Here is a 12,109-nt window from a genome sequence, read left to right on the forward strand (position 1 = left end):
ATAGTGAAGATTACATCAGAGATCAAAATCTCTTATGTCTTATCATACTTGTTTTCCCGACGAACCCCCAAAAGCATTTTGGCTTCGAGCCTTTTACGTAAAGCTGCGTAGTACGCCTTGAGAAACTCTTTTTCTTTTTCTGTGCTGCCCTTGTGATTTTTCCAGTAAAAAGAAGCCCCCTTGTCTGCTACTGGTTCAACCCATTTGATCTTTGTTTTTATCCGCTCGGCGACTTCTTTAATGGTTTTAGGTGTCACCTCTGGTTTTCGCAGTAACTCTTCCAAAGTTTGCAGTTCATAAATACCATAGGCATCAACCTGCTCTTCAGAAAAGCTATAACCTTGCTCTTTGCCGGGCGTTGTCGAAAGTTTATTCGTTGTGATCCCAAGAATATCTTTATCCTGAACGATATCACCTAACAGATTTGTTTTAGGTATTTTAACCACCCAGGTTCCAGCAATCATATCCCCCGCCCTTAAGCGGTCTTTGTTGAAGAAGGGAAGAAAAATAAAGACCCCGAGCCAAATCCAAACCAGTAAATTAATGACACCATCAACGCCAGAACTGACCGGAGAAAACAGCATTGTAAGGGGTAAAAACAATTCAAGTTCACGCATCAAATTCCGCGCAAAAACGGCATCGGGTTTTAATTGACCGCCATGCCGGTCAACAACCCTGATCCCCAAAGCCCGTTTACCCGGTGTTCGACCTTGCCATTTTATCTCAAAGTAACTGAAATAAAAATTATACCACAGAAACAAGACAACCGTGACGATTGAGATCAGAACATAAATTGCCTCTTTTTTGTCCAATAGGTTTTCCCAAACACCAGAAAACAGAAAACCGACAAGCAGCAAAATTGGCAATCCGTAAACAATCATGAGATCCAACAAAACTGCAGCAACACGATCACCACGAGATGCCAGTTGAAAGCTAACGGGCACCCCTTCGGGTGTTACAACACGCCGCCACTGAGTTGGGTTATTTTTAGTGTAGCCCCTTTTGGCAAAACGCTTGCCTTTATTGAGCTTATTATCTTGGCCTTTATTTCGTTCGGAAACTTTTGACGAAGCGGACGTTACCGTCTTTTCCATAGCCGATGCCCCCAATAGCCAAAATATAGCCCCCAGAATGTGAGCATGGATCCACCGATCAGAAAACGTGTCGATGTGTCTGTAATCCATTGCCGACCAAAACCTTCGAGAATAGCCGCAATTAACAGCATCAGTACCGCACCAATTACAATTTTAGCGGCCTGGCGTCCTTCGTAAGCCAGGTTAGCCAGTCTGGATTTATGCCCTGGCATTATTATTCCCTTGGCAAGACCAAGCCCGCCTGCACCACAAAGAATAATTGCCAGTAGCTCTGTGGTACCATGGATGGATAACCACCCAGCCAGATCAACACCCAAACCACGTCCACTATACAGAGCAACAAATGATCCCAAGGTCAGGCCATTATAAAAAATAAGCAAAACACTTGGTACTCCCAGGGCAAAACCAAGGGCAAAGGAAAGTATCCCGACAGACGAGTTATGGGAAAACAAGTATGACGCAAAGACATTTAATTCATGAACATCCATATCCGCACCATCGTAAAGACCTTTGCGTAAATCTTCGGTAGCACTGGCCGGAGTTCGACCACTGGACATACCATCACTAACAAAGGTGTAATACCATTCTTCGTTAGTGATTGTCAGATAATAGGCGATTACCCCGCCCACAAGCATGATGATTGTGGTCAGTAAAATGCGCCAACGAGCATTCCAGACAGCTAACGGAAATTCCTGGAAAAGAAAGTTCAATACTGTTCCGCCAAAGCTGGCATGAACGCCGTAGATACAAAAATAGGCCCTTGTTGAGAGAAGCTCGAGATATTCAAGCAGATTTCTATCCAGCGAGACACCGCGTGCCACCGACAGAGATGACAGGGTAAAGCGATACAGGTTTGGCAAGCGCATTAGTTGATCTGCGTCCAGCGACTTCACACCCTTCTTTTCAATCTTCTCTACCAGATCCTGAAGCTCTTTCCACGAAGCTTCCCGCTCTTTACGAAACTGAGAACTTTTAAGCGTTGTATCTGACATCATGCCTGCCCTTTCATATCAGATAAGATCCTGATCTTTAATCGCGAGATAGCGTTCAACAAGATCCGCACTCAGGGAAGCTGCCGGGGCCTGAATACAATGCACACCGAGACGCCGCAAACGTTCAAAGACAACCTGTCGATCCCGCAAAAAATCGTCCGCGACAACAGACTTGGCAATATCGCTAATTGACCGTGGTTCTCTTTCGGCAAGGCTTGCAAGTTCACGATCTTCCAATGTAACAAAAATAATCAAATGTCGTTTGGCCATGCGTGTAAGATTTTCGATCATCAATTCTGCCGTAACAGTATCAACAAAATCGGTATAGAGAACAATCAGAGACCTGCGTTGTAACTGTCCGGCAAGGTGGGAAAGTCCGAGCGTAAAGTTGGTTTCGTTGTACTGATAATCCAGCTCGGCACAGTTTACCTGTAGATGGCTAAAGGCCTGATGCCCGCCTAATGGCTTTGCCAGCCGTCTGACCTTGGCATCAAAACCATAAAGACCGACCTTATCCCCGCCTCGCAGCGCCATAAACCCTAACAATAACCCTGCATTGATCATATGATCCAACTGAGGCAGGCCATCAAGAGGCCTTGTCATCAAATGCCCTGTATCAAACGCCAGGATCACATTATGATTTCGTTCAACCTGAAACTCTTTGCAGACTAATTTTCTGTGTCGGGCTGAATGCTTCCAGTCGATCGAACGTAAATCGTACCCCGATTGATATTCACGCAAGGCATCAAACTCGGTGCCGTCGCCACGTTGTTTTTGAGCCTTCGTTCCATGGTAAGCATCGCGACTGTTTATTCGCAGGGCCGCAGTTCTGACTGCATGAACATTCGGCACAATCGACACTTCGTGTGCCAGATCCCATTTGGTCTGACGCACAATCAACCCCCAAGGGCTATACCACTTGAGCCACAGATGCATGATCTTGGCTTTTCCCCGACGCTTTACCACCAATGGAAAAGCCAATTCACCAACTGAATTTTGGTCCAGACGATCTATAATTACCGGGGCCGTCTTATCAAGATATTCACTGTCCACATCCAACAAAGCTGTCACGCCCAAAGCACGTAAGCGGCTATTAACAGTTAAAGAGAAATACGCATAGTCATCGTGCCCGGCATAGAGCAAATCAGGAATATTTTGCGAAAGCGTTATTCGCCTTGGTGCCAATGCGTTCAGGGCATCAATTCCAATAAGGAAAAGAGCTAACAGTAAATAAACCCCGCCGAACAACCACAATCCCTCATCCCAGATAATCAGGAAAAGGCTGAGCGGTACTCCCAGAGAGAGAAGAAAGGCACTACGAAGCGTTGGTCTCATTATCTCGGGGCAGCTGTCTGTTCCAGAATTTCACGAATAACGCTGTTTGTTTGCGTTCCCTCAATTTCTGCACTTGGGGCAAGAACAACACGATGGTGCAAACCCGGGATAGCAACAAACTTCACATCATCGGGAATAACATAGTCCCGTCCTTGCAAAGCGGCATAAGCACGGGACGCTGCAGCAAGCATCGTGGCTGATCGAGGAGAACCACCGAATTGAAGCGCCGGGTGCTCTCGCGTGGCCCGCACCACTGATACGATATAGTTTGTTATTTCCGGACTGAGCCTGATTTTACCAACGATTGCTCTCATTTCTTCCAATTGAGCCAGATTGGCAACACCCTTCATGCCGAATTCATCTAGCTTTGGCATAGAGGTTTGATGACCATGCATTGCCACGATCGAACGTTCTTCTGCTTCGCTGGGATATTCCAGAACATACTTGAACATAAACCGATCCAACTGTGCCTCGGGCAAGGGATAGGTTCCCTGTTGCTCAATAGGGTTCTGTGTCGCAATGACCAAAAACCCGGCGCCAAGCTGGTGGCTGGTACCATCGATTGTCACGGATCGTTCGCTCATGGCTTCCAACAAAGCAGATTGAGTTTTTGGCGGGGTTCGGTTGATTTCATCCGCCAACAACAAATCAGTAAAGATCGGTCCTTTGGTGAGCGAAAACTCGTTTGTCTGAAAATTAAACAGGTTTGTTCCCAGTACGTCACCCGGCATCAAATCCGGTGTAAACTGAATGCGTCCAAACTCTAGATTCAAGGCTTTTGAAAAGGACCTGACCAACAGGGTTTTTCCTGTTCCCGGCACCCCTTCCAGCAATAAATGACCTTTGCACAAAAGACTGACAAGCATCAGGTCCAATGCACCATCTTGTCCGACAATGGTACGGCGGACTTCTTTTTTTAAACCATCACTAATGGTCCGGATATCATCCAGTTCCATACAGCATCTCCTGTTTCCATCGATGGATATTTTGTGCTGCGCGAATAGCAGCCAAAACGTTAAATCGGTTTGCCTTGCATAGATCTTCTGCGGCAGTTAATACGTCACTCCCCCTTGTATCAATACCGCGGGCATAACCGACACGGTCAAGCCATTCTAGAAGTTCGTATGAATGAATGTTTTTGGGCGCGTGCAATTTAAATGCAACCGACTGTAGCGATCGATCTGCATACTGCCTGAGCATCAAGGCCCCATGCCCACCAAATGCCAATAGTTCTGCGGTGTTGCCAATCAGGAATTCTTTACCCGCCTGATATTCTTTTTTATTTTTCGCCGGAGACCCAAAACGGCTAAAACTGCTCCAAACCAAAAAGAGAACGGACACAGTGGCCAGTAACGTAACCACAGCAAAGGGGAATTCAAACATCTTTCGCCACAGGCTTGGTTCTGCGGCGAAGCCATGAGACGTCTCATCAATAATAACACCACCGATACGACCATTGGTAAGTTCGTCAACAACACTAACAATAAAGGCGGCGTTTCCACCATTATCCAGACCATGATTTGATAGAACATCCGGATCACTCAAAACCCAGGTACGATCAATATCATAAAAGAAATCAGACCGGATAACTTCTGCTAGCAGAACCCCTTGATCATTATATACCAAGGGACGCAAGACAGTGGGGTTATGGGCAATTAACTGTGGCCCTGTAACAGATAGCTGTCGATCCAGCGACAAAATATCAGTATCCCAGGTAAAGTTTTCAGCCGTCTGGGTTACATCATTCTGAACAAGGATGAGATCATCGCCAATATAGTCCAGAATCCTTCCTACCTGTTCAGGCCGACGCAGTTTCATGGTACTGACCCAACGACTATTTTTGGGATCTTGACGCACCTGCCATTTGGGTAAAACAATCAACGATCCGATACCGCTAAATCCATTGAGCGTATCAGACAAACCAGAAACGGATTGCGGCTCTATCACCAACTTTGCGTCAGAAAAGTTAAAACCACCACGCATTTGACGACTGATCCGTGTTCTGAAATTCATCTTTTGCAGTAACTTGACAAAAGCTTTGTGACCAACTGCTGATTCAGAATAGGAATTTGCGCCATAGGAGCTTATCTGCACGATCTTGCTTTGATAGATAGAAGCAACAAAAGCCCCGACAAAAGACAGCACACCAATCAACACCAGCCATATCAAAGTACGTCTTGAAAAGACCCGATCATTCATTCGGTCTCTCCCTGTCGCTTGTCAGTATCTGTATTTTTCTCGTCTTTATTCGGTGCCAGTGCCGATCGCGTCGAAAGATTTGGAGCCAAAAAAATCTGAAAGGCGTTACGGCATGACGTAAATTCGTCCTGACCAGCAGGCCGTCCACCAAATTCTGTCAATTCTTCAGCGTTTACAATGATCGCCATTTTAGAACTGATATCAGTTGGTAACCAATCAGCCTGCAGGATCTCCCTGTTGGTCAAAGCATCCGGCAAGGTTGCATAGTAGCTCTCTCTGACATGTTTCAAACAGCACATAAGAATAACCCTGATCGCCGCCTCAAATTGCCCTTGGTTCGCCAATTGATCTGCGTGTTCCAGGGTTTCTCTGCTCAATTCTTCAGAAATAGACGTCACTCTGGCATAGGAACTCGCTTCGTCTTCAACGGTCGTTTTGTTTTGCGGGCGTCGTTTCAAATCACTGAAATAGCTATAGGCAGCTTTAGCAAGTAAAAGCACAACAACCACCAAGAACCCGAAAAAAATAATCTTACCCAAAAACTCCAATGCCGAGAAATCATAAGGCTCCCTCTCTTCTTTTTTCTTTTCCGGGACTTTCTTTTCGACCTTCTCAGTCTTTACATCAAAAGGCGGCTCGTTTTGGTAACGATCACCTGAATAAATATCTTCTATTGCCTCACCAATTTCGCTATCAAAAGATTGAGCACCAGCAAAGGAAGATGCAAACAACATCCCTCCCAAGTTTAGCAAAAGGAGCAAAAAACTAATAAAAATAAACTTTTGAATAGTCAGATATCGACGACGTAATATCTTATTTTGACTTATAGAACACAAAAGATAAGGACCCCCACAAAGCCTTATCAGGGCGATAGTACTTTGGTAAATATTAATCGATTTAAAACGAGAACAAGCAATAAAACAGCAACCAGTACCCACCAAAACCTAGACGAGAATTCAACGCAGAATGACACAGCCATAAGAATAGTGTCTATAGTTTTTTAAGACCTGAGCCAATTAAACAAATCTCGTCAGAAAACCAACGACTACTGTTACAGATTATAATCAATTATCTGGTCAAAAGTCTTCAGGCCATCCATGGTGCGGGCCACAATAAGCCCGCCTTCCAGCAATGCCAAAAGTTTCAGGGCTTCACTTTGTGCACTCTCTTCAGAGTAAGCGCTCGCCTTGTCAGACAAAAACACACGGGTAAGCCAGGACATGTTTTGATCAAAGAAGGCCTTGGATTTCATCATAACATTATCGGGAAGGGATGCAATCTCGGCCCCCAGCATCCCGCACAGGCACATCTGTTCACCCGCGGCATAGGACGAACGAAAGGCTTCTTTATAGCGCCGCACCTGCTCCATCACGGGATAGGCATCCGGTTCCCCCAGGCTTTCGATAAAGCGGTCGGTATAGCGTTGCGTGACGGCGACACCCAAATCAGCTTTGGAGGGAAAGTGATAGTGAATACTGGCTGTCTTGATTCCAATTTCAGCAGAGATATCACGAAAGCTAAAGGCGTTATAGCCACGTGTCCGAATGTAGTCTTCTGCAATGTCCATAATTGTCGTTGCTGTTTTTGATCTCTCTGTTGATCTTTCGGGCATTTGTCTCTTACCTTTAGCTAGCCAGTCAGCTTACCTATTAATTGATAGATAGCCTCTTGACGTTTCTTTTTAAAGGTATAAATGATAGAATTATATATACCTACTCATAGATATATACTTTGAAAGTATAGACGGAGAGCCCCATGCGTATCAATGCTGATTTCACACAGGCCGCTGAACTGCATCCCTCGGATACAGCTTCTTCGCCCTCTCCGGCGGCGGGGGTTCACAGAACAATGCTTGACCGCATTGGCGATGAAGTTGCCCGCGCCACAACGATTGTGCAGTTTGACCGCGATAAATACTTCCCGGAACATAGCCACGACGGCGGCGAAGAGTTCTTTGTGCTGGAAGGCGTTTTCTCTGATCAGTACGGCGACTTTCCCGCCGGGACCTATGTGCGCAACCCAGTCGGCACCAGCCACTCACCGCATACTGTCGAAGGCTGTACAATTTTTGTGAAGCTATGGCAGTTTGATCAAAATGACAGAGAGCAAAAGTCAGTTAACACTAACGATACAAGCCTCTGGACCAAGGGAGAGTATACAGGTCAAAGCACCATAAACCTGCACCAGTTTGAGAGCGAAAAAGTCACCCTGCAAAAATGGACCACTGGCGCCAATCTCACCCTGACCACCCCGGATAAAGGCATGGAAGTTCTGGTTGTGAGCGGAGAACTGCAGTCCAATGGCCGTGCCTTCCCAGCCAGATCATGGTTGCGCTATCCAGCAGAAACAGAGGTCACATACGATTTCACAAAAGACACAACGCTGCTGGTTAAGACAGGACATCTTGAGAAAGTATAGTTTGCTGGCCAAACTCTTCCTTTTGTTTTTTGGGCCGCACCTTATAGTTCGCTAACTTTGTAATAGAACCTTCTATGTGCCAGACTTTTGGTGAAGCCTTTCCCTTTGGTGAATCCTTTCCCTTTGATGAATCTTTTCGGGGCGCAAACCATAATTATCCAAGCGGCGTATTATCTGTGTGAGCAAAGACGAAGTTTGCCCCCCCACAGTGATCAGATAGTCACAAGATCAGGCAATAGCAGACCAGCAATTAACGCCATCAAAAAACCAAAGATTTTACCTAGCTCTATTGAAGTAAAAGCGGAAAAGGATCAAAGTAAGCCTTTAACAGTTTTAGCCTTTTGCCCCTCGTTTCTCAGGTATCCCATGCTTACCGAATTCAATTCATCTGTGCCGCTGGCCTTCACCCCGACGCCCCTGCATCTGCTAAGTAAGTTATCCAAACATCTCGGCGGGCCAGAGATCTTTATCAAACGGGATGACTGCACAGGTCTTGCCGGGGGTGGCAACAAAACCCGCAAGCTGGAGTTTCTGATTGCCGATGCACTGGACAGGGAAGCGACCTGTGTGATTACGGCGGGCGGCCTGCAATCCAACCATGTTCGCCAGACCGCCGCCGCAGCGGCACGATACGGGCTAAAATGCCATCTGGTGCTGGTGCGAAATGTAGACTGGCCGGATGCGGCTTACCAGACATCGGGGAACCTTGTTCTCGACAAATTACTTGGTGCAGAGATTACCATCCATCCCGGCGGTTCTGACCGGGATCGTATTATGGATGAACTGGCCGCTGATCTAACAAAAGCGGGCGAAAGGCCCTATATCATTCCCGTTGGCGGGTCCAATGCGGTTGGTGCCCTTGGCTATGCCAGCGCCCTGTTGGAAATTCATGAACAGTGCCGCAGCCTAGGCCTCAGCCCCAAGGCGCTTTACCACGCCACATCCAGCGGCGGCACACAGGCGGGCCTCATTGCCGGAATGATCACCCTGAAACGTCCCTTCCCCATTCTCGGCGTCGAGGTGGATGGCGACCCCGCCCCTGTGACCGACGCCATCAAGTCCATTGTGCCGGAAACACTCGAACGCCTTGGTCGGTTCGAGGTCTGGGACCCGGCAGACGATTTACAGGTGATCACGGGCTATGGCGGCAGTAACTATGGCATTCCCTCGGATGCCGGAAACGAAGCCATTGAACTGCTTGCCAGAACCGAAGGGATATTGCTGGACCCTGTCTATTCCGGCAAAGCCTTTGCTGGCCTTATAGATCATATAAAGCAGGGAAAATTTAAAGAAAACGATACTGTAATCTTCCTCCATACAGGCGGCGCACAGGCACTTGGGGCTTACCCGTCCTTATTCAGGTAATCCCCAAATTCAGATGATACTTACCCAACACCGAATAAGAACCGAAAGATGAGTGACATGAAACGAGTTTGTTTTCTGGGCGCGTCCGTTATGGAAGGCATGGGGGATGAAGCGCGATTGGGCATGCCCGGACGCCTTGCGCTTTTAGAGGCAGAAACCAAACAAAGCTTTATCCACTACAATCTCGGGGTCAGGGGACAAACGCTCAGGGAGATATCGGAGCGCGCCGCAGCGGAGTGCCGGGCCAGATTTACAGATGCAAAGGACTTTATTGTCTTTGCCACGGGGTCAAACGATTTCGCCCTGATCGAAAGTAGTACGCCCCCAAAATCCATGCCCAGAACGCCGATGCCCCGAACACCGAGGCATAGAGCCATGAAAAACTTCGAAGCCCTGATGAACGAACTTGCCGAGATTGCGCCCTTGCTTGTCTTTGGTCCGACGCCCGTAGATGAAAGCAAGCTACCCTTCTTCTCGACCGTATCAAACATGAATTTTGACTTCAAAAACGAGGACCTGGCCAACGGATCTATGGAATATGCCGAGATATGTCAGGGCCTGAATATTCCCTATATCAATATGCACCAAGCCCTGAGCGGAAATGATGATTTCATGGCCGGGCTTGCAGAGAATGACGGCCTGCATTCAACCGGAAAAGGCTATCAGGCCATGGCAGAAATCGTGCAGTCTTCGCCCCATTGGCAGGGCCTGATTCAAGCCTAAATCTAGTTGTCTAGCTTAACTTTTTCTCATCGTTTCTTCATCGTTCATGTAGAGAAATCTACACGTCTCTCTTCACGCCTTGAGCTAAAATTAAGTTAGACAACTATCCCAAACACCTTGGCTTACAAGACTAGAGAGTTCATTAAACTTCAGCAACGCGCCGCCAACTAAAATAGTCGAAGACTATATTGGCAGCTCCAGACCGCGTTTAACGTTTTCCATCACGACGGTGGTGGTGAATTCCTGTATGGCCGGGTTATCGAAAAACACGCGCTTGGTAAAGCGGTCATAGCTGGTCATGTTTTCCGCGGTGACGATCAAGAGGAAATCAAAAGCCCCGGTCACGTTATAACACTGCTGGATTTCCGGCTCGGCAAGGAACTGTGCGGTCAGACGGTCCAGCATTTCTGCATGACAGCGTTCGATAACCACCTGCACGATCAGGGTCAGTTGATGGGTGGAAAGATCCGGGTTGATCACCGCAATTTCCCGCTCGATAGCCCCCATATCGCGCAATCGTTTAATCCGGCGTTGACATGCGGTCGCGGACAGACCAACCTGTTCCGCAATGCTATCTGATTTAAGGCGGGAATTTTCCTGTAATAGTCGCAGGATAGCCTTGTCGAAATTATCTATCTTCATCTTGGTCTTTAAACTGATCTGTCTTGAAGTGGCCTGTAGGGTGACACTAACCTGTTGCCGTTTCGGGGTATAGGTTGAAAAAACGCGTCAAATTCTATTTGTTGCAGTTTTTTGATCCGAAAACCACTTATTTTGCCGCAAAAGGCCGCGAACAATCAGCTATGATTCAAATGGTGAGTTTCAGGTTTATTTTTTGAGTATCGGGTAAGAGTAATGGATCAGGCTTTAAAAGCAGAGCAAAGCACAATGACAATGGGGATTATCTACGGCCTGATGGCAGCTCTGTTGTGGGGGGCGTGGCCCGTAGTGTCCAGCCTCGGCCTGCAAAACCAGACCCTGACACCCTATGATATTACCGCGCTGCGCTTTGGCGTTGCGGGTATTATTCTTTTGCCCCTGATCCTCAAGCGTGGCTTCAAAGGCATTGGCCTGCCCGGCGGGCTTCTGTTTGCCTTCGGGGCGGGTGCGCCCTATTTGCTCTTCACCGTCACAGGGCTTAAATACGCCCCGGCCAGCCATATGGGGATCATTGCGCCAAGCTGTATGCTGACCCTGTCCACCATCGGCGGCTGGTTTATTCTGGGGGATCGCCCCGACAGAAACCGTCTGCTTGGTTTGGGCGTGATTATTCTGGGCGTTGCCCTGCTCGGCTGGTCCGGCCTTGCCATGGCGGGGGATAACCAGTGGATTGGCCATCTGATGTTTGTCGCCGGGGGCGGTTGCTGGGCCACCTACACCGTTTCCTCCAAATACTTCAAGGCCGATCCCCTGCACGCCACAGCGCTGGTCTCTGTACTGTCCATGGTCATTTACCTGCCACTCTATTTTACCTTTGGCGACCCACAGATCTTTGTTGCCCCCATGGAAGAAACCCTGTTTCAGGCGATCTTTCAGGGCATAGGCTCTGCCATTCTCGCCCTGTTGTTCTATACCAAGGCCGTTGCCTTGCTGGGCGCGGCCAAGGGCGCGGTCTTTGCCGCACTGGTGCCCGGCATCGCCGTTATCCTTGCCCTGCCCGTTCTGGGCGAAGAGCCAACGACCATCGAAATCGTCGGCGTCAGCATTGTCACCATCGGCATGGTTGGTGCCCTGGGCCTTATCAAGGCCCGCAAAAGATGAGTACCTGATCAAGGCCCGAAGAAGATAGGTACCTTATCACAAAATACCCCTGATCGTTTTAATTTTCGGCCATTCAAGGCGTGAAGAGCGAAATGTAGAAACCCTACATGAGCGATGAAACAACGCCGAAGAGTCGCGAATTAAAACGATCAGAAGCTTTGATCTATTTGCGTCAACAGCACTCGTCGCTTTTAGGGAAGCAATATTCATAGTAAATTGCTA

12 protein-coding genes are annotated in these 12,109 nt (G+C 47.9%); 4 read left to right on the forward strand and 8 right to left on the reverse strand.

All coding sequences use genetic code 11. The annotated features are described in order from the left end of the window. Nucleotides 1-32 precede the first annotated feature (32 nt). The 7 genes from WH95_RS10725 to WH95_RS10755 form a co-directional block, all read right to left on the reverse strand. The gene (locus WH95_RS10725; RefSeq protein WP_052741939.1) at nt 33-1,094 is read right to left on the reverse strand and encodes an RDD family protein; all 1,062 of its coding nucleotides are present in this window, start codon (nt 1,092-1,094) and stop codon (nt 33-35) included. Beyond that, nucleotides 1,079-2,089, reverse strand: coding sequence for a stage II sporulation protein M (locus WH95_RS10730; protein ID WP_082114102.1), 1,011 nt, complete (start codon nt 2,087-2,089; stop codon nt 1,079-1,081). The genes WH95_RS10725 and WH95_RS10730 overlap by 16 nt, the downstream gene beginning before the upstream one ends. Before the next feature lie 15 nt (nt 2,090-2,104). Continuing rightward, nucleotides 2,105-3,421, reverse strand: coding sequence for a DUF58 domain-containing protein (locus WH95_RS10735; protein WP_052741940.1), 1,317 nt, complete (start codon nt 3,419-3,421; stop codon nt 2,105-2,107). Beyond that, nucleotides 3,421-4,377, reverse strand: coding sequence for an AAA family ATPase (locus WH95_RS10740; RefSeq protein ID WP_046506767.1), 957 nt, complete (start codon nt 4,375-4,377; stop codon nt 3,421-3,423). The genes WH95_RS10735 and WH95_RS10740 overlap by 1 nt, the downstream gene beginning before the upstream one ends. Further along, complete coding sequence (locus WH95_RS10745; protein WP_046506772.1) at nt 4,364-5,620, reverse strand: hypothetical protein; 1,257 nt, start codon at nt 5,618-5,620, stop codon at nt 4,364-4,366. Before WH95_RS10745 ends, WH95_RS10740 begins: the two co-directional genes overlap by 14 nt. Next, nucleotides 5,617-6,354 carry a hypothetical protein gene (locus WH95_RS10750; protein ID WP_046506775.1) on the reverse strand — a complete coding sequence of 246 codons (738 nt, stop codon included), beginning with the start codon at nt 6,352-6,354 and terminating at the stop codon, nt 5,617-5,619. The genes WH95_RS10745 and WH95_RS10750 overlap by 4 nt, the downstream gene beginning before the upstream one ends. 317 nt (nt 6,355-6,671) lie before the next feature. Continuing rightward, entirely contained in the window at nt 6,672-7,232 is a 561-nt protein-coding gene (locus tag WH95_RS10755; protein WP_046506778.1) for a TetR/AcrR family transcriptional regulator, read from the reverse strand. 143 nt (nt 7,233-7,375) lie between these two features. Here WH95_RS10755 and WH95_RS10760 point away from each other — a divergent pair, with 143 nt between their 5' ends. The 3 genes from WH95_RS10760 (at nt 7,376) to WH95_RS20595 (ending at nt 10,126) form a co-directional block, all read left to right on the forward strand. Beyond that, a complete protein-coding gene (locus tag WH95_RS10760; RefSeq protein WP_046506780.1) occupies nt 7,376-8,038 on the forward strand; it encodes a cupin domain-containing protein in 663 nt (220 codons plus the stop codon). A 366-nt stretch (nt 8,039-8,404) separates the two neighbouring features. Beyond that, complete coding sequence (locus WH95_RS10765) at nt 8,405-9,403, forward strand: D-cysteine desulfhydrase family protein (RefSeq protein ID WP_046506782.1); 999 nt, start codon at nt 8,405-8,407, stop codon at nt 9,401-9,403. 48 nt (nt 9,404-9,451) lie between these two features. Further along, a complete protein-coding gene (locus tag WH95_RS20595) occupies nt 9,452-10,126 on the forward strand; it encodes a GDSL-type esterase/lipase family protein (RefSeq protein ID WP_082114103.1) in 675 nt (224 codons plus the stop codon). Between the two features lie 183 nt (nt 10,127-10,309). Here WH95_RS20595 and WH95_RS10775 read toward each other — a convergent pair whose 3' ends face one another. Next, the gene (locus tag WH95_RS10775) at nt 10,310-10,768 is read right to left on the reverse strand and encodes an Lrp/AsnC family transcriptional regulator (protein WP_046506785.1); all 459 of its coding nucleotides are present in this window, start codon (nt 10,766-10,768) and stop codon (nt 10,310-10,312) included. A 213-nt stretch (nt 10,769-10,981) separates the two neighbouring features. On the opposite strand from WH95_RS10775, the gene WH95_RS10780 reads away from it, so the two are divergent. Beyond that, complete coding sequence (locus WH95_RS10780) at nt 10,982-11,887, forward strand: DMT family transporter (protein WP_046506788.1); 906 nt, start codon at nt 10,982-10,984, stop codon at nt 11,885-11,887. Nucleotides 11,888-12,109 lie beyond the last annotated feature (222 nt).

Origin of the sequence: Kiloniella litopenaei (assembly GCF_000982415.1) — a bacterium.
In the GTDB taxonomy this organism is placed as follows: Bacteria; Pseudomonadota; Alphaproteobacteria; order Kiloniellales; family Kiloniellaceae; genus Kiloniella; species Kiloniella litopenaei.

What these genes read in the sequence shown, in the direction of transcription:
- WH95_RS10725 (WP_052741939.1), bottom strand. Translation starts at nt 1,094, where the DNA reads ATGGAAAAGACGGTAACGTCCGCTTCGTCAAAAGTTTCCGAACGAAAT.
- WH95_RS10730 (WP_082114102.1), bottom strand. Translation starts at nt 2,089, where the DNA reads ATGATGTCAGATACAACGCTTAAAAGTTCTCAGTTTCGTAAAGAGCGG.
- WH95_RS10735 (WP_052741940.1), bottom strand. Translation starts at nt 3,421, where the DNA reads ATGAGACCAACGCTTCGTAGTGCCTTTCTTCTCTCTCTGGGAGTACCG.
- WH95_RS10740 (WP_046506767.1), bottom strand. Translation starts at nt 4,377, where the DNA reads ATGGAACTGGATGATATCCGGACCATTAGTGATGGTTTAAAAAAAGAA.
- WH95_RS10745 (WP_046506772.1), bottom strand. Translation starts at nt 5,620, where the DNA reads ATGAATGATCGGGTCTTTTCAAGACGTACTTTGATATGGCTGGTGTTG.
- WH95_RS10750 (WP_046506775.1), bottom strand. Translation starts at nt 6,354, where the DNA reads ATGTTGTTTGCATCTTCCTTTGCTGGTGCTCAATCTTTTGATAGCGAA.
- WH95_RS10755 (WP_046506778.1), bottom strand. Translation starts at nt 7,232, where the DNA reads ATGCCCGAAAGATCAACAGAGAGATCAAAAACAGCAACGACAATTATG.
- WH95_RS10760 (WP_046506780.1), top strand. Translation starts at nt 7,376, where the DNA reads ATGCGTATCAATGCTGATTTCACACAGGCCGCTGAACTGCATCCCTCG.
- WH95_RS10765 (WP_046506782.1), top strand. Translation starts at nt 8,405, where the DNA reads ATGCTTACCGAATTCAATTCATCTGTGCCGCTGGCCTTCACCCCGACG.
- WH95_RS20595 (WP_082114103.1), top strand. Translation starts at nt 9,452, where the DNA reads ATGAGTGACATGAAACGAGTTTGTTTTCTGGGCGCGTCCGTTATGGAA.
- WH95_RS10775 (WP_046506785.1), bottom strand. Translation starts at nt 10,768, where the DNA reads ATGAAGATAGATAATTTCGACAAGGCTATCCTGCGACTATTACAGGAA.
- WH95_RS10780 (WP_046506788.1), top strand. Translation starts at nt 10,982, where the DNA reads ATGGATCAGGCTTTAAAAGCAGAGCAAAGCACAATGACAATGGGGATT.